We start from the raw sequence: 25,503 nt of genomic DNA, 5'->3' as shown, positions 1-25,503 counted from the left end.
CAGTGGATCGAAAGGTAAAGTGCCCTGAGGAACACGCAGCTCCGCAGGCAATTTAAAATTCCAAAGCTTACTATAATGGGGAAGTGTTAATCGCATGACAACACCTCTCTCACGGCCGCCACAAACTGATGACCACGATCTTCAAACCCTGTGAACATATCGAAACTTGCACAAGCTGGGGATAACAGAACCGCATCACCCGACTCTGCTTGAGACTCAGCCAAACGCACTGCGTCCATCAATGAATCGGCAAAACAGGTTGCTTCAAAACCGATCTCATCGGCCATCTGTTGGCGATCTTCCCCGATCAGAATGAGTGATTTTAAGTAGCGTTGGCTAGGTAGTTTTAGGCCCGAAAAATCCTGACCTTTAGCTTGTCCACCCGCGATCAAGATTAATGAGTGTGTGCGTTCTTGCGTCTCTCCAAGACCCACAACGGCAGCCAGTGTAGCGCCAAGATTAGTCCCTTTAGAGTCGTTGAACCAGCTGACACCCTCTCGCTCTGCAATCCACTGACAGCGGTGTTCGAGTCCCGGGAATTGAGACAGGGTCTTTAAAAGGGACGATAGTTTCAGTCCCTGAGATTCGCACAGAGCCAGAGCCGCCAATGCGTTCAACTCATTGTGTTCGCCACGCATCTTCATATCGGCAACTGGCATAAGGGCCTCAGCACCTTTTGCTAACCAAGGCTTACCCTCAACCATCAATCGGCCGTACTGATTAAGGTCGGGCGCTCCCAAACCAAAGGAGGTCTGTTTAGTGCTGTTCGGTACTAGAGGTCTTGAAAGAGCATCTTCACGATTAAAAATCGCCTGCTGACAGTGGCGATAGATGCGGTGTTTCGCTGCATGATACCCCTGCATACCGTCATAACGATCCATATGATCTGCCGACATGTTCAATACGGTCGCTGCTGATGCTTTGAGATCATGTGTGGTTTCAAGTTGAAAACTGGAGAGCTCTAAAACATAGAGATCGGCAGCCGGCTTGGCTAATAGATCCAGAACCGGAATACCAATGTTACCGCCAATCTCTGCACGGCATCCAGCATCGACGGCCATCTGCCAAACTAGCGTCGTAACGGTACTTTTACCATTGGAACCGGTAATCGCAATGATCGGAGCCGTTACCTCGCGAGCAAACAGATCAATATCACCGATCAATTTAGCACCCGATGCTATGGCTGCCTGAATCGCAGGCTGATCTTTAGCGACACCTGGACTGATCACTAGCTCATCTGCCTGACTCAGCCATTCACCATTGAGCGGACCGGTTTGTAGCTCAACTTCAGGGTACTGATGACGGAATGCATCAATTGCAGCAGCTGTCTCACGTGTATCACAAGCGGCAAACGGCAGACCACGACTTGCAAAGAAGCGTGCGATGCTCTGGCCAGTTTGACCTAGGCCAATAATGATTCTGCGCTTATCGCTGGTAATCAGTGACACGTTATTTCCTATCGTATTTTTAATGAGGCTAAGCCGATCAACACCAGTACAAAACTGATGATCCAGAAACGGACGATGACTCGTGGCTCAGGCCAACCCTTCAACTCAAAGTGGTGATGGATTGGAGCCATTCTAAAGATGCGACGCCCCGTCAATTTGAACGACGCCACTTGCAGAATGACTGAGACCGTTTCCAGCACAAAAATTCCGCCCATAATGAGAAGTACCAGCTCTTGGCGAACAATAACCGCGACCACACCCAATACAGCGCCTAGCGCGAGTGCACCTACATCGCCCATAAAGACCATCGCTGGGTAGGTGTTAAACCAGAGGAATCCTAAACCGGCACCAATAATGGCGCCGAGCAGAATGATCAACTCACCGGCGCCAGGGATGTAAGGGATATTGAGGTACTCTGCAAACTTAACGTGACCCGTCAGGTAGGCAAAAACCGCCAGTGCACCGGCCACCATAACCGTCGGAAGAATGGCTAAGCCGTCCAAACCATCGGTTAGGTTGACTGCGTTGGAACTTCCGACAATGACAAAATAGGCGAAGGGTATAAAAAGCAGACCCAGTGACAGCGCGGTATCTTTGAAGAACGGAATCAAGAGATCGGTTTCAGCGGGTGTTTCGGCCAACCAAAAGAGCGCCACAGCGGCCGCGGCACCGCCCACAGATTGCCACAGGTATTTCCACTTTGCAGGCAGACCTCGTGAGTCTTTTTCAATGACTTTGCGCCAGTCATCCACCCAGCCAACAGCACCAAACACCACCAGTACAAACAGCGTCACCCAAACATAGGGGTTCGTTAAGTCTGACCAGAGTAAGGTACTGGTGATAATCGCTAGAATAATCAGCGCACCGCCCATAGTCGGTGTGCCAGCTTTGCTTAGGTGTGACTCTGGCCCATCGTTGCGAACAGCCTGTCCTATCTGTTTTATCTGAAGCTTTCTAATCAGGTGAGGTCCCATCCAAAGCGCCATGGCGAGGGCCGTTAACACACCCATAATGCCGCGCAGCGTAATGTACTTGAAGACATTGAAGCCGCTATAAAACTGAGAAAGGTAATCTGCTAAGTAGACCAACATACTATTTTTCCATCTCTATTAGTGCATCGACGACACGATCCATCGCTGCACTTCGTGAACCTTTAACCAGCAGAGCACCCTCTTTAGGCAGGTTATGTGTTAACTCAGTAATCAATTCATCACGCGAAGCGAAATGACTCGCCCCTTCGCCGAAAGCTGACACCGCATTGGCCATCAGAGGACCCGTTGCCATCAGACGATCAACCCCCTGCTGCTTGGCATAACGACCGATCTCTGAATGAAGCGCCTCCGCGTCAGCACCCAACTCGGCCATATCTCCGAGGACAAGCAGGTGCTCGCCATCCAGAGTCATCAGAGTATCGATGGCGGCTTTAACGGCGGAAGGGCTAGCGTTGTAGGAGTCATCAATCAATGCAAGAGAGGGCTTGAGTGAATGAACCTGCAGGCGCCCCTTGAACCCTGTGTAGTTTTGCAGCGGTTTGATTGCGCTGGCAATGGGCTGACCCGAAGCGACCCAAGCAGCAAGGGCTGCAAGCGCATTGAAGACCATGTGACGCCCCATAACAGAGAGCTGAACAGCGTATTGATTGCCTTGATATGTCAGAGTAAATCCAAAGCAACCCTGGTCATTCACTCTCAGATTCGTTGCGGATAACTCTGCCGATTCATTCAAACCAAAACCGATCCAGCGCTTATTCAAACGATCCAGCTTATCTGTCCAAACCTGGGCATGCGGATCATCTAAATTAACGATTCCGACTCCGCTCTCAACGAGGCCGTTATAGATCTCTGACTTAGCCTGCACGATATTCTCAAGGCTACCGAACCCCTCTACATGGGCTTCCATTGCATTGTTAAGAATGGCGATATTTGGCTGAGTCAGTGCAGCGGTGTAATCGATCTCACCGACTGCGCTAGCACCCAATTCAATCACTGCAAACTGATGCTCGGGTGAGAGCTCAAGCAGGGTCAGTGGTGCACCAATGTCATTATTCAAATTGCCCTGAGTAGCCAAAGTGGGCGCCAGCGAGGAGAACATCAATGCGAGCATCTCTTTAACACTGGTTTTACCGGCACTTCCTGTCACAGCAACCAACTGACCAGAAAATTGCTGACGATTCAGTGCACCCAGTTGTCCCAATGCTATTCGGGGATCGGCTACGACTAGCTGAGCAATAGGCAGCTCGAGTGGATGATCGACAACAGCGGCCGATGCACCTTGCTGACTAACCTGTTCAACGAACGCATGAGCATCAAATCGCTCTCCTTTTAGAGCGACGAAGAGATCACCCGAACAGGCTTTGCGACTGTCAGTAATCACACGTTCAATCTTTGTATCTGAACCTTTAAGTTCAGCGTTTAATAAGGCCGCAAGCTCTATCAGAGAGTAATCGCGCATCATAGTGTGACACCTCCTCTCAATGCTGACAGAGCCTGTTTTTGATCTGAGAAGGGCAGGCGTTCGCCATTGATCTCTTGATAATCTTCGTGACCTTTACCGGCGATCAAAACGATGTCGTTAACCGATGCCTGAGCAATAATCTGATCAATCGCATCGGCACGACCGATCACTTCAAAGACAGGCTTAACGCCAGCAAAACCTTGCATCACTTCATCAATAATCGCTTGAGGGTTTTCGGTGCGAGGGTTGTCACTGGTCACCCAAATCCGATCCGCCAACTGCTCGGCAATGGCTGCCATCATTGGGCGTTTTCCACGATCACGGTCACCGCCGCAGCCAAACAGAGTCAGCAATTCGCCACCGGCCAAATGCTCTCGACAGGCGGTTAGCGCTTTCTCTAACGCATCCGGCGTGTGGGCATAATCAACGATGACACAAGGCTCGGTTGCGTTAGAGACTACTTCCATACGACCCGGCACCGGCTGAACTTTAGAGACAGATCGCTCTACATCACTTAGGTCATAACCCAGCATCGCCGCTGCACCGATCACCAGAGTCAGATTGGAGAGGTTAAAGCTACCCATCAGTGGTGCGTCTACCCTGATGGTTTGATCCATCATCTCTAGCGTAAATGAGAGTCCTTTGGCACTAAACTTAGGGTCGAACGAAGCGACATCCGCTGATTTCGATGTCGTAGAGAAACTCAAGCGCCTTGCGTCGGTTGGCCTATTTAACAAAGTTGCCGCGTACTCATCATCGGCATTGACCAATTGCAGCGGCACCCCATAGGCGTCAAACAACTTCGCTTTGGCGGCGGCATAAGCCTCCATCGAACCATGGTAGTCCAGGTGGTCACGTGACAGATTGGTGTAGGCCACTAAATCAAAGGCTAGCTGATCGATTCGCCCCTGATCAATGGCGTGGCTCGACACCTCCATCACGACACTGTCAGCGCCCGCTTTAAGCAACTCTGCCAGAGTTCTTTGCAACGCTATCGGATCCAGCGTGGTATGACTAGAGACCTTAAGATCGTCTAAAAAGCCAATACCGATCGTGCCCAACATAGCGGCACGACGGCCCAATAGTGAGAGCAGTTGAACAAGGAAGTGAGCACAGGAAGTTTTACCGTTGGTACCGGTAATACCGACCAGCGTCATCGAACGAGAGGGTGAGCGGTAAAAACGATCCGCTAGCTGAGCCAAAGAGCAGATCTCAGGCTGCCAAGCAATCACCTCAACATTCAGTTTTTCAGCTAATTGTGATGCATCGGCTACCGTACCCTGCAACAGAACCGCTTTAGCCCCTTTGGTAACGGCCTGCTCAGCGAAATCGCATGCACTGTAGTTGGCACCCGAACGCGCCACAAACAGTGAGCCGGACTGATCTTCACGACTGTCTTGCGATAGTCGCGTAACAGAAACATCAGAGCTCCTTAGGCCAAATGGCATTAGGAGTTCATTAAGATTCCACTGCAGTGATAACTGGGTCATTTTGAAGCCACCTGCATACTGGCCTCTTCCCAATTATCGGGTGGGATATTCATTAAGCGCAGCACACCGCCCATCACTCGTGAAAAGACGGGCGCAGCCACCGCACCACCGTAATACTCTTGGCCTTTAGGGTTATCGACCATCACCACCATGACAATTCGAGGATCACTGATCGGTGCGATGCCGGCAAATACTGAGACATAGGCATCTTCTGCGTAACCGCCAGCAACGGCTTTGTGAGCTGTACCCGTCTTACCCCCAACACGGTAGCCGGTCACTGCGGCCTGTTTAGCCGTACCAATTGGCGTAACAACCGTTTCCATCATGCCAAGCACCTGGGTAGCCACCTCGGCTGGCATCACGCGCTCACCCTTGGGCTTTTCGTCCAACTTGTAAAGTGATACAGGCAGTTTGACGCCCCGATTCGCGAAGGGAATGTACGATTGAGCTAACTGCAGCGGCGTCACCGATAGACCATATCCGTAGGACAAGGTCGCACGTTCTACCTCTTGACGTTCACTTAGGAAAGGCAGCACACCTGAGCGCTCGCCTGGAAAACCGGTATTGGTGGGCTGACCCAGTCCCATGTTAAACATCAGGTTACGAACCGCGTCACTCTCCATCGATAGCGCCAGCTTAACGACACCGACGTTACTCGATTTGGTGATGATGCCTGTCATATCCAATTCACCGTAATTACGGTGGTCACGAATGGATGAACCTCGAACTCGGATATAACCTGGGGAGGTATCGATCACATCTTCAAACTGGTAATCGCCACTCATTAAGGCGGCGGCAACTGTGATCGGCTTCATCGTTGAGCCCGGTTCAAAAATATCGGTAACTGCACGATTACGCAGCCCGTTAGGGTTTAAATTTCGGCGATCGTTCGGGTTGTAAGAGGGCTGATTAACTAGGGCCAATACCTCACCAGTACGAGCATCGAGAATAACTGCCGATGCCGAATCGGCCTTATGCGTCTGAACCGCGTCTTTGAGCTCACGGTAGGCTAAATACTGTAAACGCAGATCGATACTGAGCGCTAAATCTTCACCTGGATCTGCCTCCTGCAGAGATTTTAGGTGTTTGATGGTGCGTCCCTTGCGATCCTGAAGAACCAGCGCTCGACCAGGTTCGCCATGCAGCATCTCATCAAAGGCCAACTCAAAGCCCTCTTGCCCTTTTCCGTCCACATTTGTGAACCCAACTAAGTGAGTTGACACTTCGCCGGTCGGGTAGAAGCGACGGAAGGTTTGATCGACATGGATACCACGAATATTGAGATCATTCACATGCTCTGCCAATTCAGGCGTCACCTGTCGTTTAAGGTACATGAAGCGGCGTGATGGATTCTCTTTTAGAGAGTTGAGTAGTGATTGCGGGTTAAGACTCAACAGACGAGCCAACTGAGGCAAGTTTGAATTTTGTAGATCAGTCTCTTTAGGGTCAGCCCAAATGGTCGCCACCGGTGCACTGACCGCCAAGGGGTCACCATGGCGATCGGTAATCAAGCCGCGATGCGCAGGCGTTAAGCGAGTGCGAAGCGATCGAGCATCACCCTGCTTCTGCAGAAACGCCTGCTCCGCTGTATAGAGCGACACCATCTTAGCGACAATCACACCAGAGATTAGCACGAGCGCAATGAAGACCAACCACAGCCGCCAGCCTTTTGCCGCTTGAGTCTGTACCACCTCTTCGTTACTCATCGATCGCCAGCCTAATCTCATTAGCTTTAGGCATCTTCATGCCTAAGCGCTGCTCTGCCAACACTTCAACTCGGTTGTTTGCGCCCCAAGCCGACTGCTCTAGCAACAGCTGCCCCCACTCAATGCGTAGCTCGTCACTTTGACGCACCAGGACCTGATGCTGATTGAACAGACGACGGTAGTCGTAAGCGGTGTAGATCACCGCCAAGGCTGAGATAAAGATGAAAGCAATCAATAAAAAGCCAGAGACCAGAGGTGCAAAAAGCTGACCAAGTTCTAACATGGGCAGCTCTTTAGTTTGTTGCTTTGGCTTCTGCTTTATGGCCAGCCTATCCTTGAAGGGTATAGAGAATGGGATCATTTGAGTTTCTCCGCTATTCTCATCACCGCACTTCGGGAGCGTGGGTTATCAGACACCTCATCCTTGCCCGCTTTGACCGCCTTACCAATCGCCTTCAGCCGTTGATTCAACATATCCTGCGTAACCGGTATACCTGCAGGAAGATGCTCATCCCCTTTCACATAAGTACGAATAAAGCGCTTAACAATTCGATCTTCTAACGAGTGGAAACTGATGACTGCAAGACGCCCACCAACAGCAAGCACCTCTAGGGATTGATCAAGAACCTGCTCAACATCTTCAAGCTCTTTATTGATATGAATTCGAATCCCCTGAAAGGCACGAGTCGCTGGGTTCTTGCCTTTCTCCCATTTAGGGTTAGCTTCTGCAATGATCGAGGACAAACGAGCCGTTGTGGTTATAGGCTCTATCTCTCGCTCACGAACAACCGCCGCCGCCATGCGACGACCAAACTTCTCTTCGCCATAGGTAAATAGAACATCGGCGATCTCTTTTTCAGAGGCACGATTGATCCAGTCCGCGGCACTCTCGCCAGACGTTGTATCCATCCGCATATCTAATGGACCATCATTCTGGAAGCTGAAGCCACGCTTGGGATCGTCCAGCTGCGGTGAGCTAACACCCAGATCCATCAAAACGCCAGAAATCTTGCCCGTTAAACCACGCGCTTCGATAAAGGATTGAAGTCGTGAGAAGGAGCCATGCTCAATTGAGAAACGCGGCTCATCCGCAAAACGTTGATGAGCAAAAGCGATCGCCTCAGGGTCTTTATCGATAGCAATTAAACGACCCTCTTCATTCAATCTCTCTAACACCAACGCACTGTGGCCGCCACGACCAAAGGTGCAATCGACATAAATTCCAGCTGGATCTTGCACCAGCGCGTCGACCGCTTCGTTCAGAAGGACTGTGATGTGCTTGAAAGAGTCACTCATTGAGTCACCCCCTAAAGCGAAAGCGTTTGAAGATCATCTGGCAGAGCGCTCGACTCATCGGTCTCAGCCAGGTATTGATCTCGAGCGGCTAACCACTGGTCTTCGCTCCAGATCTCAAATTTGCGGCCCTGACCAAGAAGTACCAACTTCTTGTCCATCTGCGCATATTCACGAAGGGGTTGTGGTAATAGAAAACGGCCGTTCGCATCCAGCTCAAGATCAGTAGCATGACCTATCAACAGACGCTGGATGCGGCGGGCCGCGGGGTTAAAGCTTGGTAGAGACTCAATCTTCTTCTCAATGATTTCCCACTCCGGTAACGGATAAAGAAGTAGACAGCGAGTTTCTGTATCGATGGTAACTACTAACTGGTTCTCGCAGCAGTCAGCAATTTGGTCGCGATAGCGCGCAGGCAATGCCATGCGCCCCTTCGCATCCAAATTGATTTTGTTGACCCCACGGAACATTCGTTACCACTCCTATCTGTGAATCTCTTGAGTTGCGACTTAAATCACCACTCACGTGAAGAGCCGGCTCCCCCACCTTTTCTCCACAATGACCCACTTTAACCCACCTTTTACCACTCAACGCCACTATAGCCCCACACAAGCCGCAATGCAACTTCAAAAAAGTGGATATAAATTCATCTATTAGGGGTGTAAAAGCGGGGCGGTAGTAGAAATATCGCGCGTAATAAGAGAGCGGGTGACAGGCTAAAGCCAGTCGCCGGTGCAAGAAAATAACTACGGAGTGACGGTGTCAGGCCTTCAGCCTGACATCCGCCATGAGAACATCTTCCAGAGAGGAGAATCAGTTCACCAAATTGCTTGGCTCACCTTTGTGGAAATTATCGATATGACCGATCAACTGATCCCATAAAGTCTGCATCGCCTCTTCACTTGCCCAGGCAACATGAGGTGTCACTATGAAATTTGGCCTGGTGAGGATAGCGTGAAACGGGTGGTCGTCATTGATTGGCTCAGAGGTTAAGCAGTCGAAGCCCGCTGCAGCAATCTGCTGACTGTTTATCGCTTCAACTAACGCCTGTTCATCCACCAAACCACCCCGACCAGCATTGATCAGGATAGGTTGTCGAGACATCTGCGCAAACTCATCCACACCAATCAATCCACGCGTTTCAGGGGTCAGCGGGCAGTGAAGGGAGATCACATCACTTTGAGCCAGAAATTGATCGAAGGGGGTGTAACCCTCAGGCGGGTGTTGTTCACCTTTACGTCCAGCATAGAGAACCTTCATTCCAAGTGCCGAACAGAGACGCCCCAGAGCGCTACCCAAAGCACCCCGACCGACGATTCCCATGGTTGTGCCAGCAAGGTCTTTGATCGGGTGGTTAAAAAAGCAGAACTGCTGAGCTCTCTGCCACTCACCATCAATCACATCTTGACGATAACCAACAATAGAACGACGCAGTGCAAACATGAGGGCTAAAACATGCTCTGGGACGGTATTAGTCGCATAGCCTCGGACATTCACCACACTAACCCCATGTGCACGAGCGGCTTCCACATCAATCACGTCATAACCTGTCGCGGCAACGGCAATTAACTTTAAGTCAGGCAGCTGCTCAAAAGCCTCGGCACGAATGGGCACCTTATTAGAGATCGCAATCTGGGCGCCACGCAGGCGCTCGACCACTTCAGACTGCGCGGTACGATCATACTCGATCCAATCATGAGCAAAACTTGGCTTGGTTATTGAGACCGTCGGACCAAGCGTTGATCGATCAAGAAAAACGGTTTTTATCATGGGTTACCTTTAAACAAGCTGGTTCTCACAAGAGGCTTTTTGCTCCAGACAAGTTAGATTGTTCGCCGTTGTCTGAGCAATGTTAGTTAATGCCTCTTCGGTCAAAAAGGCCTGATGACCAGTTACGATGACATTGGGAAAGGTCATCAAGCGCATCAGATCGTCATCCGCAATGACTTGATTAGACTGATCTTCAAAGAAGAGATCCGCCTCCTCCTCATAAACATCGATAGCTAGACCCGACAATCCACCCTGTTTAAGTGCATTAATGACCGCCTTGGTATCAACCAGACCTCCACGAGAGGTATTGATCAACATAGCCTTAGGTTTCATCAGTGCCAAAGCACGCTCACTAATCAGATGATGCGTCTGAGTCGTAAGCGGACAGTGCAACGATATAAAATCTGATTGTTCTAGCAAACTATCAAGCTCTACGTACTCAACGCCCTGCTCGATTAGATCTTGAGAGGGATTAGGATCATAGGCCAATAGACGACAGTTAAAGCCCTTCATAATTTGGCAGAAGACCGAACCAATATTACCGATGCCAACTACCCCGACCGTCTTGCGATGAATATCACGCCCCACCAAGCCATCCAGCAAAAAGTTACCCTCTCGCACTCTATTGTAGGCTTTGTGAACGTGTCGATTGAGTGTCATCAGAAGCGTTAAAGCATGCTCAGCCACCGCATATGGCGAATAGGCCGGCACTCGTACAACTGATAAACCAAGGCGTTTAGCGGCATCTAAATTGACGTTGTTATAACCTGCGCAACGAAGCGCCACTGTTTTTACGCTGAGCTCTGCCAACCTTTCAAGACAGGACTCATCCAACTGATCATTGACGAACACGACAACCGCATCGAAACCAACCGCCAACTCGGCTGTTTTTCGATTAAGGTGTACCTCTTCAAACATCACCTCATGACCTGAAGCCCCAAAGGCGTTGATCAGGTAACGCTTCTCATCTTTTCTGGCACTAAACACTATGGCTTTCATTGGCATCATCGCTCTACTCAACCCCTAATAGGTCAAGCTTATGCGATGCGCCAAATAACTGAAAGAATTAGGCTGGTTTATTGGTCAACCAAAGATATTGATAGGGGCGCAGTGTCACTTGTGCCAGTCGGTCATCAAACACCTCTCCACTAACGAGATCTATCCACTCATCGGTGATCACCAGATTCAACTGCGACAAATTAAAGGTCTGCGGCTCATTGGTGATGTTATAGACGGCAAAAATACTCTGGGAGCGATTGATACTTTGACGCCAGAAGGCAAACAGCGATTCCCCTGTGTGCAAGGTGTACATAGTCGCGTTGGGGTGAAAAGCTGGCTGCTTTCGACGAACCTTCAGTAGAGCTTGCATCGCTTCGAACACCTTTTTGTGATGGGTCTCTGCAGAGAGCTGTTGTTCTAAACGATCAGCATCCCACACATGACGATTGATCGATCTAAAGCTGCCCGTATGCTCGATGCGTTCGACATCATTCTCGGTCGCTAGCAGTGAGTGGATGTAGAAAGCCGGAACCCCCTCAAGCGCCATCATTACTGCTGCTGCACAGATAAAGCGTGCAAACTGAAGCCCATCAGGACCCGACTGATGCGTGCCCGCCATAGCGTTCCAAAGGCTAATATTGATCTCATAAGGCTTGGAGTTTCCTTCGGCGTCCGTTCGACAACTAACTCGACCACCAAACCTCTGCATGGTGCCAATTAGGTTGTCGATCTCCCATTCGCTCAGCAGCCCTTCAGTCGGTCGCAAGCCAACACCATCATGTGACGCGATAAAGTTGAGATAGGTTGTGCCATATTGGGCGGGAGGCATGGTCATCAACCACTGTTTCAGATGAGTGCAATCTCCTGTCACCAGGGTATTAATCAGCAACGGAGGAAGTGAAAAGTTATAGATCAGATGTGCTTCATTGGCGTTACCAAAGTAGGTAAGGTTTTCCGAATTAGGAATATTGGTCTCGGTAATGATGACCGCGTCCGGCGAGTGGTGCTCTATGAGCAGTCGTAGCAGCCTTATAACTTCATGCGTCTCTGGCAAGTTGATACTGCTGGTTCCGGGCACCTTCCACAAAAAAGCCACCGCATCTAGACGGAACCAACGTATCCCCTGCTCCAGATAGAGATGTATGATCGAGAGAATCTCTAGCAGTAGATCTGGATTGGTAAAGTCTAGATCAACCTGATCGTGACTGAATGTGCACCAAACGTGCTTCTCGCCATTCACAGTACGCACCTCTTTAAGTAGAGGCGAAGTTCTGGGACGCACCACCTGCGACAGATCCCATTCCGGCTCGGCTTCAAAAAAGTAGCCCGCCCCTGGATCAATCCCTTTTTTGTAGTTCTCAAACCATAGGCTGCGACTTGAGCAGTGATTAATGACCAGATCACCCATAACCTTAAAAGATTGGGTCATGGATCGAATGTCAGACCAATCTCCACAGCTAGGATTGACCGTGGTGTAGTCCATGACACTGAAACCATCATCGGAACTGAATGGAAAAAAGGGCAGCAGATGAACTACCGAGATACTCTCTGCTAGACGATTCTTTACAAAGTCATTCAATGTCTTAAGAGGCACCTCTGCCTCTCTCCTAAGCGAGTCAGCATAAGTGATCAGCATGACATCGGACTGATCCCATATATTGCGATGTGGCTCAGGAGAGGGAGTATCCACTGAGACCTGCATAACCTCTAGACACTGCTGGGTCAGCTCATGAATATCCCTATCAGGGTAGAGAGCATTAAGATGTGCGGCTACGCGCTGCTCAAGCGGAGTGTGGTTTAGTGTTGTCATGATCAACCCTCCCCAAATTCGCTCATATCCGCTTCGACCGCCTCTAAAATCATCTGCTGCACATCTGGGCAGGCGCTTATCACGCGGTTCCAACTTGGTACAAAAGGGGTCTCCATTGGATGATCCAAGAAGTGAGTTCCCGCCTTCATAATGTTTTGAGCGAACAACTCAACAGCCTGCTCCTCGTGGTGAACATCTAACTTCAAACCGTTGATCAGTGCGTCATTGCGGTAGGTCTCTACAAAATCGAGAGCAATCCTGAAGTAGGTCGCTTTGATGGTTCGGAAAGTCTCTTGATTAAAGACAATGCCATTGGTCGCCAACTTTCTGAACACCGCTTTGGTAATGTCGATCGACATCTTAGAGAGTCCGGCATTCTCATTATCGAGCGAGATGTCCTGGTGTTTATGATCGTAGATGTCGGCAATATCAACCTGACAGAGGCGGTTATTAGAGTAGTTACGAGTCATCTCACTTAATACGCCAATCTCCAGACCCCAATCGGATGGGATACGAATATCATTTATCACATCGCGTCTGAACGAGAACTCGCCCGCCAAGGGGTAGCGATAACTGTCTAGATACTCCAGATAATCGAGCGGCCCACACACTTTCTTCAATGCCCTTAACAACGGGGTTACCAACAATCGACTGACCCGACCATTAATCTTGCCGTCTGCTACCCGCGCATAGAACCCTTTACAGAACTCGTAGTTGAAGTTGGGATTGGCAACTGGGTAAATAAGTCGCGCCAGCAGTGAACGGTCGTAGGTCAAAATATCACAGTCATGCATTGCCACAGACTCGGCAACACCCGATGCCAATACATACCCCATACAGAACCAAACGTTCCGCCCCTTACCGGGTTGATCGGGTGATAGCTGATGACTTTGCAAAGTCTCATCAACGGCACGCAGACGTGGACCATCATTCCAGAGCACTTTGGTATTTTGTGGAAGATCAGAGAAGAATTTTAAGGCGTCACGGTACTGCTGTTCATCGGCCCTATCTAGACCGATCACGATTTGTGACAGGTAGGGGACCTGCTTGAGATGCTCAAGAATATTGGGCATCGCTTCGGTCTCCAACTCCGAGTAGAGACAGGGTAGGATCAACCCCATTGGCCGCTGCTTAGAGAACTCCAGCAACTCTGATTCAAGCGCCTCAACCGGTCTATCTGACAAATTATGCAGCGTTGTAATGATACCGTTTTGATAAAAATCGCCCATGAAATACTCCTAAATTAAAATGCATCGGGGAATCGATCAGTGATCAAAGCCTTAACCGCTTGATACCAACCCTCTGGCCCGCAAAGATCTGTTTGAATCACCTCACCTGAGGCATTAATGACTGGAAAGCTATGAACGGGAGATCGTACCTGTATGGCAATATCCGCCATCTCAAGCATCGCGCGATCGTTCTCACCATCACCCAGCGCAACACTCTCGACACTGCTGTTCCAAAGCGTTTGATACTGATCGATCAACCACTCAAGAGAGAGCGCTTTTGATACTTCACCTTGCAGGTGGACAAAACGCCCCCCTTTAACGACTTGGATACCCACCTTCGCTAGAGATAGCGCAAAACGTTGAAGCTGCTCTTCAGAGTCTCTCCAGACCAGGGGTTCGCTGAAGTTCCTATCCAGAGCTAACTCTGCCCGTTCAAGCGAAAGCCCCGTCAAAGCAGCCATCTCATCAGCAGAGATCTCCGACAGACCATAGAAGTTGAACTGCGATCTGAAAGGCTCAACTCGTGACAAAATTTCAGAGCGTGTCAGACCAAGATTGATAACGTTAAACCCGAGGTGCTCTTGCATCTCCAAATCAGCTGCTAGCTGACTCCCCTTGGGCAGATAAATAGCTCCACCGTTCTCTACACTGAAGGGGTGTGGGTTGGCCAACTGGCTTCGCAGCGCAATCAACTCAGGTGCTGTTTTACTGGTATTGAAAATCCAAGGGATATTCAGCCGATTTAAGAGCGGAAAAAGTGTGTCCGCGGGTGCGGCGCTGTAGGTGTAGTGATCTAGAAGGGTTCCATCCAGATCGGTAGAGAGCAGTAGTCGACTCATAACAGTTCATCTAAATATTTGTTATGAAGCTACTGCAAACAGGGTACCAGAAAATATAAACCTATGTTTTTATTGAATAAAATATAAATAGATTTAGTGTGCGCACCAAAAATGCACAGTCAATGGGCAGGGTTATGCACCATAATGGTGCACACCTAGCGACCGCCTAGTGGCGTTGTAGCGATTAGGGTTTTAGGATCTGTGAGACCGGCACCAACTGCGCACCCTGAAGAGAGAGCAGCTCAGCTGTCTGCTGCATGTGCTTGGGAGAGATCGCGCAACAACCACCGATTAACCGGGCACCAGTATCAAACCAATCCAGAGCCAGTTCGGCATACTGATGCGGGGTAAGATCTTTACGTTCCATCAATTCTGCAACCGAGTTACCAGCAGCCAGGGGCTCAACAGATGAGAAGCCATTAGCGTAGGCACCAAAGGGTTTGTGATGGTCAGCGATCTGTTTCAATGCTGAAGGCACCTCCTCGGGTGCAGAGCAGTTGATCCAGTACCCATTCGGATCAAACTCTTTCACAGCGGTTAAGAGATCCTCTATCGACTCCCCTGACCTCAACAGACCATTCGGTTCAACACGAATACCAAGAGTGAAAGGCTTGCCAGTCTCTTGTGCCGCTCGGCATGCAGCGCGCGCTTCGGTGGAGTTGCTCATCGTTTCGATCATTAACAGATCAACCTCTGGCTGAAGCGCACAGATCAATCGAAACTCATCTAACAGACTTTTGTAGCTGCGTGGCGGATTAGGTAAATAGCTCCCCTCAATCGGAGCCAACACACCTGCAATATCAAAATGAGTGTCAGAGGATTCACGAATGGATTCTAGCGTTTTGCTGGCCAAGCTGTAGATGGACTCAATAGGGTGAGTGACACCCGCTCGCTTGAGACGAGTTGGGGTCGCGGTGTAGGTATTTAGACAGAGTGTTCTCGCACCAGCACTAAGATAATCCGAGTGCACCTCACGAACAATATCAGGCTGGTTCATCATAACTTCAACAGACCAGAGAGCGTGTCGCGGCTTACCTGCACGCTGAAAGATCTCCTGACCTACACCACCATCCAAAAAACCAACGTTAACCAAAACCCTAACACCTATTGTTAAATTATCTGCCTGAACGGCTACGCATGAGGTATCGTATACGGCACAAACGCAAAACGGGTTGCTACCCTAGCGAAATTTGTAATCTATGAATAGAGCTCAATTCAGGCAAATGACATGAACAGAAAAATATCCATCATCACGATCGGTTTACTGGCAATGATCGGTTTATCCGATTTGGGTTACCAACACTACACCCAAGAGACCGATGGGAAGTATTTTAGAGAGTGGCATTCGCTTCGTACTGACAGCTTTAAAGAGGTACGGCGTAACTTTTCACCACTGGACGATATGGCCAAAGAACGAATCTCTTTTCAACCAGAGCTGATCAAGAAGTATTCGGCCAATCTAGCCAAAGCGACACAGCCATTACCTTCCCAGTTTGAACCTAAAGCCCCCTGGGGTGATGCTAATGCATCGATCTGGAGCGAGGGTTCTGAATTTCAATCGATGATGGCGGAGTTTGTTGCAACCACCGAGCAACTATCAGAAGAGACTCCAGACGATCTGAAGCGTTTTCAAGACACACTACACACCCTCAGAAACCAGTGCATAGAGTGCCATAAAAAATATAAAGATTAGGCGGTAGTGACCAATAAAAAGGCCGCTCTATTTGAGAGCGGCCTTTTCGGTATTGGATGAGTCTTTCGATAAGCCGGGTTCTGTCGTGGACAGTCATTCATCTAGGATTAGGATCACTCCTAACCTCCAGCGACCTACCCGGACCTAGCGTGGGCCACGCCTAACAGGTCCCTATTTGGTCTTGCTCCGAGTGGGGTTTACCATCGCCGTGGAGTGTTGCCACCCACGCGGTGCGCTCTTACCGCACCTTTTCAACCTTACCGGCGCCGAAGCGCTTAGGCGGTATACTTTCTGCTGCACTTTCCGTCGGCTCACGCCGCCCAGACGTTATCTGGCACTTTGCCCTATGGAGCCCGGACTTTCCTCCCCTCTGCAAGCAGAGCGGCGACTGTCTAAAAGACTCAGAGTGAAGCATAGCACGCTTCGAAACTGCCCCCTAGGAAATTAGCTGCTGATAGAGCTCTTTTTTTCCAACGCCCGTAATCTCTGAAGCGATGGCAGCGGCCTTTTTAGGAGGCAATTCAGCAGCCAATAAATTGAGTACGCGAAGAGTCTCTTCATTCAAAGAGCCCTCCTCTTTGACAGCCCCTTCAACCATCACGACGAACTCGCCACGCTGCTGGTTAGCGTCAGCCAACATCCACTCAATCAGTTCTGTTACGGGGGCAGAGTGAATAGTCTCAAACGTTTTAGTAATCTCTCGAGCCACCCCAACCATTCGTTGATCACCAAAGACGCTCTGCATATCTTTTAGGGAGTCGACGATGCGGTGGGTCGATTCATAAAAAATCAGCGTCTCTTCACGATCAGACAACTGCTCTAACGCTTTGACTCGAGCGCCCGTTTTAGCCGGTAGAAAGCCGATAAATGAGAAGCGATCAGAAGGCATACCAGAGGCACTTAAAGCGGCAACAAAGGCACAACATCCAGGAATCGGTGAGACGGAGTAACCAGCCTCCTTCACGGCCCGTACTAGAACAAAACCGGGATCCGAAATGAGCGGAGTTCCCGCATCAGAAACCAGAGCAACACTCTTTCCAGCCGCCAACTGATCAATAATCAATCCCGCGCGTTGGCGCTCATTGTGATCATGTACTGATATCAAGTTCGCTTTAATGTTAAAGTGCTGCAGAAGCTTTCCTGTATGGCGAGTATCCTCAGCCGCAACAAGGTCGACATCGGTTAACACTTGCTGCGCACGAGGCGTAAGGTCCGCAAGATTTCCAATGGGCGTTGCCACAACATACAGGGTTGGCAAAGACATATGATATCCATCCGATTTGAGTTACAGGGTGTGGACTATAACATGAGCAACGCATTGAAGTTGTTAGGAAGAAGCGCAATATTAGCTTTACTAGTGGCAGGCTGTACTCCTCAACTAGAAAAACCAACTGTCGTCGATAAAACACCGGATTCGCCAAAGCAGGCAAGCACGGCCGCAGACATTTTGCTGCAAGCGATCAATTCTCGTGGCGATCAGGCTGCTGAACTCCGCCTGAAAGCCGCTAACCTGCTATTTGATCAGCAACGTTACAAAGAGGCGGCTAACAGTCTGTCAGTCATCAATCTAGCAGGCATCAACAGTAATAACGCTTTCAATGTCGTTCAATTAGAGGCAAAAGCCTACCTTAAGCTGGGTGATAGTGGGTCAGCGCTGAACCGCTTAACGGATCAAAACCTTCCCACACTTAACAGCGAACAGCGTGTTGAGATCGCACTGCTCAAAGCAGACATTTTCGAACAGCAAAACAACCCGCTCAGCGCTGTTTTATCTCTGAGTGAACTTAACGAGCTCTCGCTCGATCAACAGCAGAGTGTCAACGACCAAATCTGGGCACTGATTAACCAAGTCGACAATGAAACTTTGGTTGCGGCCAACTTCTCAAACTATGGATTTGTTACCCAAGGGTGGATTGAGCTCGCGCTGCAGCTTGCCAATATCAACGATTTAACAGCCCAACGCGAAGTCGCCTCACAGTGGCGAACACTCTGGGACAAACACCCTGCAAGTAATACGCCACCTGCAGCTCTCGCGTCTCTTCTCGATGGCGATGTCATCTCTGCCAAACGAATCCTCATTGCCCTACCCTTCAGCGGCCCCTTGGCTGAGCCGGCTCGAATCATTTCAGAGGGCGTTATTGCTGCGCTTAAATCACGCTCACAACGTGGACTTGAAGCTCCTGAGTTAGTAAGCATCGATACAGAGGGTGCCAGTGCTGAGAGCATCGTCGCCTATGCAGTTGAGCAGCAAGCCGACCTAGTGATTGGACCCTTGCGCGGTAAATTGATTGATGAACTGGGAAACAACGGCAAGCTTCCAGTCCCTTTTATAACTTTTAACCGAACTGACCGTTTGACTGACAACCTATTTCAACTCGATCTAGGTTCGGACCAAGAGATCAAACAGGTTGTCACCAGAGCCACTCTAGAAGGACACAAACGCTTTGCACTGATCACCCCAGCCGCGGCATGGGGCGCTCGTTTAGCGGATGATTTCAGACAAAATCTAGAATCTAGCGGCGCAGAAGCCGTTGCCGATTTGAGTTATGAGCTGAATGGCGATCTCTCTACTCAGGTCAGCCAACTGCTCAATACGGATCAAAGTACTGAGCGATACAACGCGATTAAAAAACTATTAGGCGAGTCGCTGGAGTTTGATGAGCGTCCAAGACGCGATATTGATGCCATTCTGCTGGCCGCTCAACCACAGGATGCACGCCAACTGACCCCAATGCTCGCATTCCATTTTGCTGGTGATTACCCCATTTATGCGACTTCGCACCACTTTGAAGGAAACTTTAACGAGACAAGGGACGTCGACCTTAATCGCATCCAATTCCCAGACCAACCCTGGTTACTTCAGCCAACGACAGCTTTGAACCTCTCATTAGCACTCGAGAGACCCGACAGCGGGAGTCGACTTGGACGCCTCTACGCACTGGGTTCAGACGCGGTCAAAGTCTACCCCTTTCTAAGTCAGCTAAAGAGTTCACCAGAGCTCACGGTGCAGGGGGAGACAGGCCAATTGAGCCTAGACCCATCAGGACGATTTAATCGTCAGTTACTCTGGGCTCAATTTGATCAAGGTATACCCGTTTTATTGGGCGAACCACAGATACCTGAAGCCAAGCTCTTAGAAAGTGACACTGCGGAGGAGCCTCAGCCAGAGACTATCAACATGCAGACTCAAGAGGTTCAGCTAAACTAAGTTCATAACGACTCAAGGATGAGACTATGAACCGCAAAACCATCGGCAACCAGGGCGAACAGATCGCAGAACAGTATCTTCGCAAACAGGGTCTAAAATATCTAAACCGAAACGTGAATTACCGTTTTGGGGAGATTGATCTGGTAATGCTGGACTCCGAAACGATTGTTTTTGTTGAAGTAAGAGTCCGATCAAACCCCCATTATGGGTCGGGCGCCGAGAGCGTCACGGCCAGCAAAAAGCGCAAACTGATTAAAGCCGCACATCTCTGGATCGGTCAAAATAGACGTTATGCAAACCACAACTTTAGATTTGATGTCATTTCTCTCACTACAGGGGGCGAGATAAGCAACTGTCTATGGTATAAAGATGCCTTTAGACCCGATAGCTAGTAGTCATATGGAACTCGAAGAGAGAATCGTCAATCAGTTACACACCGCCTTAGGCATTAGCGCTCAAACCATTGAGCACTACTCGCCGGTGATTGCTGACGCTTCTGAACAGCTGCTAGCCTGTTTAATGTCAGAGCACAAAATCATCTGTGCCGGTAATGGCGCGAGTCAATCGATCGCTAACTACTTCACAACGACGCTTATGCAGCGCTTTCGTGAAGAGCGCCCGGGCCTGCCTGCCATCGCTCTGGGGGCTGACTCCGGTGTCACTACCGGTACCGCAGAAGAGTCTGGCTATGTTCAAACCTATGCGCGCCAAATCCAGGCATTGGGTCAACCCGGAGATGTTTTAGTATTAATCTCATCTTCAGGTAATGATCGTAACCTCATTCAAGCAATTCAAGCGGCACACGACCGCGAAATGCAGGTGATCGCGATCACGGGTCGAGACGGCGGAAATATTACGGCGCTACTTGAGCCAACAGAGATTGAGATCTGCGTAGCAGCAGAGGACGATCCAGCGATCCACCTGGCACAGATGCTGACTCTTCAATGCCTTCTCGATCTTATTGAATATCAACTTTTTGGAGCTTAACTTGCCATGAAAAAAGTCCTAGCCACTCTTGTGATGACAACAACTCTAGTAACGGGTTGTTCTACCATCGTAAGCTCATCACGTGAGGAGCCGATTCGCGAAGACGTTGGAAATCGCACACTGGGTAACATCATTGAAGATGAAGCCATTGAGCTAAAGGTTATGGTCAACCTAAGTAAAGGATCGGCACCACTGGCTCAATCTCACATCAATGTGAAAAGCTTTAACGGCCAAGTGCTATTAACGGGCCAGGTACCTAATGAGAATGTTCGCCAAGAGGCTGAGCAGATCGTTGGGCAGACACGTGAAGTCAAACGCATCCATAACGAACTTGAGATTGCAGGACCAAGCTCGACGATTGTACGCAGTAACGACATCTACCTAACCAGCCGCGTTAAACTGAAACTCTTAAGTGACAAGTCAATTGAGGGGCTACGCGTCAAGGTTGTCACCGAAAATGGCATTGTCTACTTGATGGGCTTGGTTAGTCAGCGCGAAGCCGATCAAGCCGTAGCGATTGTGCGTGAAGTACCCGGTGTGCAGCGCATTGTTAAAGTATTTGAGTACGTACCACTGCCATAAGCAGCTAACAGGCACAAAAAAGGGAGCTAAGTGCTCCCTTTTTATTATCTCAGCGCCTATTTAACGACACGCAAGCCGGGCCTTTTGGCAGCATCAGGTTTAGCAGCTGAGGCTTCTGGCGTCGCTGTTTCAGTGCCATTAGGCTCAGCATGCGCCTTTTCTAGCACAAGATTAAGTGCTTCGGCACCTGGTTCCATACCAAACCCCATACCGACACCGTTCTCGCGGGCAAAAATAGCGATCAGCGCCGCCATCGGTACATAGACTTGTCGAGGCGTTCCTGAGAAGCGAGCGTTGAAGCTGAGCGCCTCATTGTCCATGTAGAGATCACGCACAGCGCCGGGCGCTATATTGAGCGTGATCTGCCCATCTTTGACAAATTCTTGAGGAACATCGGTGCCTGGCACCAGAGCATCAACAGCAATGTGGGGCGTTAGATCCATATCTAAGAGCCACTCATTGAGGGCTCTTAGTAGGTAACCACGCGAGGGGGTTAGTTCAGACACGGATTACTCGCGAATCTCGCGCTCTGCTTCTGATAGTGACTCTTGGAAAGATTCACGATCAAATAGACGATCCATGTAAGCGATCAGCGGCTTACACTGAGCTTCTGGAAGCTCAATACCCATCGCAGGCAGACGCCATAGAATGGGAGCAATAACACAATCGACCAAACTAAACTCTTCACTCATGAAGTACGGCTTCTCTTGGAAGATCGGTGAGATTGCAACTAGGCTGTCACGCAGCTCTTTGCGTGCAGCATCGATCTCTTCTTCGCTACCCTTCTTGTTAAGAATGGTATCAGCGTAGCTACACCAGTCGCGTTGAATACGGTAGATGTAGAGACGGCTCTCTGCACGAGCTACAGGATATACTGGCAACAATGGAGGGTGTGGAAAACGCTCATCCAGGTACTCCATCATCACATTCGATTCAAACAGAACCAATTCGCGATCAAGCAGTGTTGGTAGGCTGTTGTATGGGTTAAGAGCAGCAACATCTTCTGGCAACTCATCATCTTGGCAGTCAACAATATCAACCGCTACACCTTTTTCCGCCAGAACAATGCGAACTCGATGGCTGTAATGATCAGCTCCATCAGAGAAAAAGGTCATTGAAGAACGTTTAGCTACCACGCCCATCTACTACTCCAAAAATTAACAGATATTAGAAACAAAAAATCTACGCACCCCGATGGAATACGTAGATTTTATAATTTAACAGAAATCGAACGTTTAGTGTATGTCTTTCCAGTACTCTTTCTTCAATGCAAACGCGATAAAGAAGAAGAAGAACAAGAAGATCAATACGTTCGTACCGATACGGTGCGAATCGGCTTTAGACGGTTCCGCCATGTAAGCCATGTAGTTAACAAGGTCGTAGATCACCTTATCGAACTCAGCAGGCTCAAGTGAACCAGTGCCATTATCGACCGTTAGACAGCCAGGCAAAGAGACCCCTGTAAGCGGGTCTATGTCAGATTTAAGCCCACGCTGAACCAACTCTTCATCTGAACAGCGATTAGTCACTGTACCCTGCAAATGCTCCAAGACATTAGGCATACCCACATCTTTAAACAACGCATTGTTCACACCCCATGGGCGCGACTCATCTTTGTAAAAGCTTTTGAGGTAGGTGTATACCCAATCTGGACCACGCAGACGTGTCTCTAGCGTTAGATCTGGTGGTGGATTGCCGAAAAATGTTGCTGAATCAGCTGGTTTCATGGCAATTGTCATCTGTTCACCGATCTTTTGATCACCAAAAATCAGATGCTCTTCAACCAGATTCGCAGGGATGTTTAGATCCGTCGCTGAACGCTCGTATCGTTGATACTGCGCTGAGTGACAACCTAAACAATTGTTAACAAACGTCGCCATACCACGCTGCAAAGAGGCTTCGTTGGTACGATCCAGTTCAATATGTTCCAGTGGCATTTTTGCACCACCAGCAGCCAAAGCTACTGATGGGATAAGGGCCACTGCTAGAGTAAGTAGAAACTTTTTCATTAGCCTGTCACCCTCTCTGGTACTGGTTTAGTGCTTTCCATGCGTGTGTACCATGGCATTAGGATAAAGAATGCAAAGTACAGAGCAGTACAGATTTGAGCAAGCAGAGTACGCTCTGGCGTTGCTGGAATCGCACCTAAAACACCCAGAATGACAAAACAGATCGCAAATACGAGCAACCAGATTTTAGACAACCAGCCTTTGTAGCGGATCGACTTAACTGGACTGCGATCAAGCCAAGGCAGTACGAACAGGATCGCAATTGCAGCACCCATTGCAACGACACCCCAGAACTTAGCATCCAAGCCAAACAGTGGGAAAGTAATCGCACGCAGGATTGCATAGAAAGGTGTGAAGTACCAAACCGGTGCAATATGCTCAGGCGTTTTCAGCGGGTTCGCAGGCTCAAAGTTTGGCTTCTCTAGGAAGTAACCGCCCCCCTCAGGGAAGAAGAATACAACCGTACAGAAAACAAACAGGAAGACGACAACGCCGACAATGTCTTTAACTGTGTAGTAAGGGTGGAAAGGGATACCGTCTAGAGGTACACCATTCTCATCTTTCTTCTCTTTGATCTCTACACCGTCTGGGTTGTTAGAGCCCACTTCGTGTAGTGCGATGATGTGAAGTACTACAAGCGCTAGAATGACGATTGGCAGTGCAATAACGTGAAGCGCGAAGAAGCGGTTCAGAGTGATACCTGAGATCAAGAAGTCACCACGAATCCACTGCTGCAGATCAGCACCCACAACAGGGATAGCACCGAACAGCGATACAATTACCTGTGCACCCCAGTAAGACATCTGTCCCCAAGGTAGTAGGTAACCCATGAACGCTTCAGCCATAAGCGCTAGGTAGATGGTCATACCAAACAGCCACACAAGCTCACGAGGCTTACGGTAAGAGCCGTACATCATGCCACGGAACATATGCAGATAGACAACCACGAAGAAGGCCGATGCACCGGTAGAGTGCAGGTAGCGCAGCAACCAACCGTATTCAACATCACGCATGATGTATTCAACAGAAGCAAACGCACCTTCAGCGCTTGGGTTGTAGCTCATCGTTAGCCAGATACCCGTTAGGATCTGGTTTACTAGAACCAATAGAGCAAGAGAGCCAAAGAAGTACCAAAAGTTAAAGTTTTTTGGTGCGTAGTATTTTGCTAGGTGATCATCCCAAAGTGCTGTCGCTGGGAAACGATCATCGATCCAGCCCATGAAGCCTGGATTACCCTTATTGCGTGAACCAGCCATTATGCAGTCTCCGTATCGACACCGATAACAAGCGTGTTGTCATCAAGGTAAGAGTGAGGAGGAATGACCAGGTTAGTCGGTGCAGGAACGCCCGCATAAACACGACCAGACAGGTCAAAACGAGAACCGTGACATGGACAGAAGAAACCGCCCAACCACTCAGGACCCATATCATCTGGAGCCACTTCAGGGCGGTAAGTTGGTGAACAGCCCAAGTGTGTACAGATACCAACCATTACCATGATCTCTGGGCGCAAAGAGCGAGCAGAGGTTCCTGGAATGTATTCTGGCTGCTGAGGTTTCTCTGAACTTGGATCAGCCAACTGGCCGTTCAGTTTTTCTAGGTTCGCCAATGCTTCTTCAGTGCGTCGTACAACCCATACAGGCTTACCACGCCACTCAACAATCATCTGCTGACCTGGCTCTAGCTTGCTGATATCCGCCTTAACAGGTGCACCAGCGGCTTTCGCCTTGGCACTTGGATTCCAGGAAGCGACGAAAGGTACGGCTACTCCAATTGCGCCCACTGCACCCGCTGCAGATGTAGCACCAATTAGAAGTCGACGCCGGCCTTTATTTACGCCGTCATTGCTCATCAACTACTCTCCCTTAATTGGTCTAATCGAGGGATCACCTCAAATAGACGGAGCGAAACGAAAGATAAAATCCGTTTAACATGAGATCTCGAACTATCGGATTGAGACCTCTATCTGGCGCGAAATGGTAAAGA

General features: G+C 49.5%; 25 protein-coding genes and 1 other RNA gene. 5 read left to right on the top strand and 21 right to left on the bottom strand.

The window, feature by feature from the left end:
• Positions 1-86 precede the first annotated feature (86 nt).
• From murD to XMG59_RS06495, 14 genes are all read right to left on the bottom strand, one after another.
• On the bottom strand, positions 87-1,448 hold the full coding sequence (murD, locus tag XMG59_RS06560; RefSeq protein WP_173481277.1) for a UDP-N-acetylmuramoyl-L-alanine--D-glutamate ligase: 1,362 nt from the start codon (positions 1,446-1,448) through the stop codon (positions 87-89).
• 8 nt (positions 1,449-1,456) lie between these two features.
• Positions 1,457-2,539 carry a phospho-N-acetylmuramoyl-pentapeptide-transferase gene (gene mraY, locus XMG59_RS06555; RefSeq protein WP_173481278.1) on the bottom strand — a complete coding sequence of 361 codons (1,083 nt, stop codon included), beginning with the start codon at positions 2,537-2,539 and terminating at the stop codon, positions 1,457-1,459.
• Between the two features lies 1 nt (position 2,540).
• A complete protein-coding gene (gene murF, locus XMG59_RS06550; protein ID WP_173498408.1) occupies positions 2,541-3,902 on the bottom strand; it encodes a UDP-N-acetylmuramoyl-tripeptide--D-alanyl-D-alanine ligase in 1,362 nt (453 codons plus the stop codon).
• Positions 3,899-5,392: a UDP-N-acetylmuramoyl-L-alanyl-D-glutamate--2,6-diaminopimelate ligase gene (locus tag XMG59_RS06545; RefSeq protein ID WP_254447073.1), complete on the bottom strand. Its 1,494-nt coding sequence runs from the start codon at positions 5,390-5,392 to the stop codon at positions 3,899-3,901. Before XMG59_RS06545 ends, murF begins: the two co-directional genes overlap by 4 nt.
• Positions 5,389-7,098: a penicillin-binding protein 2 gene (locus XMG59_RS06540; protein ID WP_173494854.1), complete on the bottom strand. Its 1,710-nt coding sequence runs from the start codon at positions 7,096-7,098 to the stop codon at positions 5,389-5,391. The genes XMG59_RS06545 and XMG59_RS06540 overlap by 4 nt, the downstream gene beginning before the upstream one ends.
• A complete protein-coding gene (ftsL, locus tag XMG59_RS06535) occupies positions 7,091-7,381 on the bottom strand; it encodes a cell division protein FtsL (protein WP_173481281.1) in 291 nt (96 codons plus the stop codon). The genes XMG59_RS06540 and ftsL overlap by 8 nt, the downstream gene beginning before the upstream one ends.
• 74 nt (positions 7,382-7,455) lie before the next feature.
• On the bottom strand, positions 7,456-8,394 hold the full coding sequence (rsmH, locus tag XMG59_RS06530; RefSeq protein WP_173481282.1) for a 16S rRNA (cytosine(1402)-N(4))-methyltransferase RsmH: 939 nt from the start codon (positions 8,392-8,394) through the stop codon (positions 7,456-7,458).
• A gap of 11 nt (positions 8,395-8,405) precedes the next feature.
• Complete coding sequence (gene mraZ, locus XMG59_RS06525; protein ID WP_173498407.1) at positions 8,406-8,861, bottom strand: division/cell wall cluster transcriptional repressor MraZ; 456 nt, start codon at positions 8,859-8,861, stop codon at positions 8,406-8,408.
• Between the two features lie 343 nt (positions 8,862-9,204).
• A complete protein-coding gene (locus XMG59_RS06520; protein ID WP_173498406.1) occupies positions 9,205-10,161 on the bottom strand; it encodes a D-2-hydroxyacid dehydrogenase in 957 nt (318 codons plus the stop codon).
• 9 nt (positions 10,162-10,170) lie between these two features.
• Positions 10,171-11,169, bottom strand: a complete 999-nt coding sequence (locus XMG59_RS06515) for a 2-hydroxyacid dehydrogenase (protein WP_371743732.1) — start codon at positions 11,167-11,169, stop codon at positions 10,171-10,173.
• A gap of 58 nt (positions 11,170-11,227) precedes the next feature.
• Positions 11,228-12,970, bottom strand: coding sequence for an alpha-amylase family glycosyl hydrolase (locus XMG59_RS06510; protein ID WP_173498405.1), 1,743 nt, complete (start codon positions 12,968-12,970; stop codon positions 11,228-11,230).
• Positions 12,971-12,972: 2 nt separating this feature from the next.
• The gene (locus XMG59_RS06505; protein WP_173498404.1) at positions 12,973-14,199 is read right to left on the bottom strand and encodes a glycosyl transferase; all 1,227 of its coding nucleotides are present in this window, start codon (positions 14,197-14,199) and stop codon (positions 12,973-12,975) included.
• Between the two features lie 14 nt (positions 14,200-14,213).
• A complete protein-coding gene (locus XMG59_RS06500) occupies positions 14,214-15,038 on the bottom strand; it encodes a mannosyl-3-phosphoglycerate phosphatase (protein ID WP_173498403.1) in 825 nt (274 codons plus the stop codon).
• A 184-nt stretch (positions 15,039-15,222) separates the two neighbouring features.
• The gene (locus XMG59_RS06495) at positions 15,223-16,131 is read right to left on the bottom strand and encodes a homocysteine S-methyltransferase family protein (protein ID WP_173498402.1); all 909 of its coding nucleotides are present in this window, start codon (positions 16,129-16,131) and stop codon (positions 15,223-15,225) included.
• Between the two features lie 135 nt (positions 16,132-16,266).
• Between XMG59_RS06495 and XMG59_RS06490 the strand changes: the two genes are divergently transcribed.
• Positions 16,267-16,731, top strand: a complete 465-nt coding sequence (locus XMG59_RS06490) for a cytochrome c (protein WP_173498401.1) — start codon at positions 16,267-16,269, stop codon at positions 16,729-16,731.
• Between the two features lie 53 nt (positions 16,732-16,784).
• Here the strand turns inward: XMG59_RS06490 and rnpB are convergent.
• Together rnpB and rsmI are read right to left on the bottom strand one after the other, a co-directional pair.
• An RNA gene (gene rnpB, locus XMG59_RS06485) (RNase P RNA component class A) lies at positions 16,785-17,135 on the bottom strand.
• Between the two features lie 32 nt (positions 17,136-17,167).
• Entirely contained in the window at positions 17,168-17,995 is an 828-nt protein-coding gene (gene rsmI, locus XMG59_RS06480; protein ID WP_173498400.1) for a 16S rRNA (cytidine(1402)-2'-O)-methyltransferase, read from the bottom strand.
• Between the two features lie 42 nt (positions 17,996-18,037).
• On the opposite strand from rsmI, the gene XMG59_RS06475 reads away from it, so the two are divergent.
• The 4 genes from XMG59_RS06475 to XMG59_RS06460 are packed head-to-tail and all read left to right on the top strand — an operon-like array spanning position 18,038 to position 21,508.
• Positions 18,038-19,939, top strand: coding sequence for a penicillin-binding protein activator (locus tag XMG59_RS06475; RefSeq protein ID WP_173498399.1), 1,902 nt, complete (start codon positions 18,038-18,040; stop codon positions 19,937-19,939).
• A 26-nt stretch (positions 19,940-19,965) separates the two neighbouring features.
• Positions 19,966-20,331: a YraN family protein gene (locus XMG59_RS06470; RefSeq protein WP_173481292.1), complete on the top strand. Its 366-nt coding sequence runs from the start codon at positions 19,966-19,968 to the stop codon at positions 20,329-20,331.
• 7 nt (positions 20,332-20,338) lie between these two features.
• On the top strand, positions 20,339-20,926 hold the full coding sequence (locus XMG59_RS06465) for an SIS domain-containing protein (protein ID WP_173481293.1): 588 nt from the start codon (positions 20,339-20,341) through the stop codon (positions 20,924-20,926).
• A gap of 6 nt (positions 20,927-20,932) precedes the next feature.
• Positions 20,933-21,508, top strand: a complete 576-nt coding sequence (locus XMG59_RS06460; RefSeq protein ID WP_173481294.1) for a BON domain-containing protein — start codon at positions 20,933-20,935, stop codon at positions 21,506-21,508.
• 56 nt (positions 21,509-21,564) lie between these two features.
• Here the strand turns inward: XMG59_RS06460 and XMG59_RS06455 are convergent, their stop codons facing one another.
• The 5 genes from XMG59_RS06455 to petA all read right to left on the bottom strand — a co-directional run bounded on the left by XMG59_RS06455 (position 21,565) and on the right by petA (position 25,369).
• Positions 21,565-22,014, bottom strand: coding sequence for a ClpXP protease specificity-enhancing factor (locus XMG59_RS06455; protein WP_173481295.1), 450 nt, complete (start codon positions 22,012-22,014; stop codon positions 21,565-21,567).
• Positions 22,015-22,017: 3 nt separating this feature from the next.
• The gene (gene sspA, locus XMG59_RS06450; protein WP_173481296.1) at positions 22,018-22,650 is read right to left on the bottom strand and encodes a stringent starvation protein SspA; all 633 of its coding nucleotides are present in this window, start codon (positions 22,648-22,650) and stop codon (positions 22,018-22,020) included.
• 93 nt (positions 22,651-22,743) lie between these two features.
• Complete coding sequence (locus tag XMG59_RS06445) at positions 22,744-23,517, bottom strand: cytochrome c1 (protein WP_173498398.1); 774 nt, start codon at positions 23,515-23,517, stop codon at positions 22,744-22,746.
• Entirely contained in the window at positions 23,517-24,773 is a 1,257-nt protein-coding gene (locus tag XMG59_RS06440) for a cytochrome bc complex cytochrome b subunit (RefSeq protein WP_173481298.1), read from the bottom strand. Before XMG59_RS06440 ends, XMG59_RS06445 begins: the two co-directional genes overlap by 1 nt.
• On the bottom strand, positions 24,773-25,369 hold the full coding sequence (gene petA, locus XMG59_RS06435; protein ID WP_173481299.1) for a ubiquinol-cytochrome c reductase iron-sulfur subunit: 597 nt from the start codon (positions 25,367-25,369) through the stop codon (positions 24,773-24,775). Before petA ends, XMG59_RS06440 begins: the two co-directional genes overlap by 1 nt.
• Between the last annotated feature and the right edge of the window lie 134 nt (positions 25,370-25,503).

This window comes from Marinobacterium sp. xm-g-59, from assembly GCF_013283315.1.
GTDB lineage: Bacteria > Pseudomonadota > Gammaproteobacteria > Pseudomonadales > Balneatricaceae > Marinobacterium_E.
The sequence above is the reverse complement of the archived record's forward strand: the minus strand, read 5'-3'. Positions and strand labels throughout refer to the sequence as shown.

Excerpts from the sequence above, each read along its gene's own strand:
- XMG59_RS06475 (WP_173498399.1), top strand. The coding sequence starts at position 18,038 with ATGAGCAACGCATTGAAGTTGTTAGGAAGAAGCGCAATATTAGCTTTA.
- XMG59_RS06510 (WP_173498405.1), bottom strand. The coding sequence starts at position 12,970 with ATGACAACACTAAACCACACTCCGCTTGAGCAGCGCGTAGCCGCACAT.
- mraZ (WP_173498407.1), bottom strand. The coding sequence starts at position 8,861 with ATGTTCCGTGGGGTCAACAAAATCAATTTGGATGCGAAGGGGCGCATG.
- XMG59_RS06500 (WP_173498403.1), bottom strand. The coding sequence starts at position 15,038 with ATGAGTCGACTACTGCTCTCTACCGATCTGGATGGAACCCTTCTAGAT.
- XMG59_RS06505 (WP_173498404.1), bottom strand. The coding sequence starts at position 14,199 with ATGGGCGATTTTTATCAAAACGGTATCATTACAACGCTGCATAATTTG.
- ftsL (WP_173481281.1), bottom strand. The coding sequence starts at position 7,381 with ATGTTAGAACTTGGTCAGCTTTTTGCACCTCTGGTCTCTGGCTTTTTA.
- XMG59_RS06460 (WP_173481294.1), top strand. The coding sequence starts at position 20,933 with ATGAAAAAAGTCCTAGCCACTCTTGTGATGACAACAACTCTAGTAACG.
- XMG59_RS06470 (WP_173481292.1), top strand. The coding sequence starts at position 19,966 with ATGAACCGCAAAACCATCGGCAACCAGGGCGAACAGATCGCAGAACAG.
- XMG59_RS06540 (WP_173494854.1), bottom strand. The coding sequence starts at position 7,098 with ATGAGTAACGAAGAGGTGGTACAGACTCAAGCGGCAAAAGGCTGGCGG.
- XMG59_RS06490 (WP_173498401.1), top strand. The coding sequence starts at position 16,267 with ATGAACAGAAAAATATCCATCATCACGATCGGTTTACTGGCAATGATC.
- XMG59_RS06440 (WP_173481298.1), bottom strand. The coding sequence starts at position 24,773 with ATGGCTGGTTCACGCAATAAGGGTAATCCAGGCTTCATGGGCTGGATC.
- murF (WP_173498408.1), bottom strand. The coding sequence starts at position 3,902 with ATGATGCGCGATTACTCTCTGATAGAGCTTGCGGCCTTATTAAACGCT.
- XMG59_RS06465 (WP_173481293.1), top strand. The coding sequence starts at position 20,339 with ATGGAACTCGAAGAGAGAATCGTCAATCAGTTACACACCGCCTTAGGC.
- mraY (WP_173481278.1), bottom strand. The coding sequence starts at position 2,539 with ATGTTGGTCTACTTAGCAGATTACCTTTCTCAGTTTTATAGCGGCTTC.
- sspA (WP_173481296.1), bottom strand. The coding sequence starts at position 22,650 with ATGGGCGTGGTAGCTAAACGTTCTTCAATGACCTTTTTCTCTGATGGA.
- XMG59_RS06515 (WP_371743732.1), bottom strand. The coding sequence starts at position 11,169 with ATGATGCCAATGAAAGCCATAGTGTTTAGTGCCAGAAAAGATGAGAAG.
- rsmH (WP_173481282.1), bottom strand. The coding sequence starts at position 8,394 with ATGAGTGACTCTTTCAAGCACATCACAGTCCTTCTGAACGAAGCGGTC.
- XMG59_RS06520 (WP_173498406.1), bottom strand. The coding sequence starts at position 10,161 with ATGATAAAAACCGTTTTTCTTGATCGATCAACGCTTGGTCCGACGGTC.
- XMG59_RS06545 (WP_254447073.1), bottom strand. The coding sequence starts at position 5,392 with ATGACCCAGTTATCACTGCAGTGGAATCTTAATGAACTCCTAATGCCA.
- XMG59_RS06445 (WP_173498398.1), bottom strand. The coding sequence starts at position 23,517 with ATGAAAAAGTTTCTACTTACTCTAGCAGTGGCCCTTATCCCATCAGTA.
- petA (WP_173481299.1), bottom strand. The coding sequence starts at position 25,369 with ATGAGCAATGACGGCGTAAATAAAGGCCGGCGTCGACTTCTAATTGGT.
- rsmI (WP_173498400.1), bottom strand. The coding sequence starts at position 17,995 with ATGTCTTTGCCAACCCTGTATGTTGTGGCAACGCCCATTGGAAATCTT.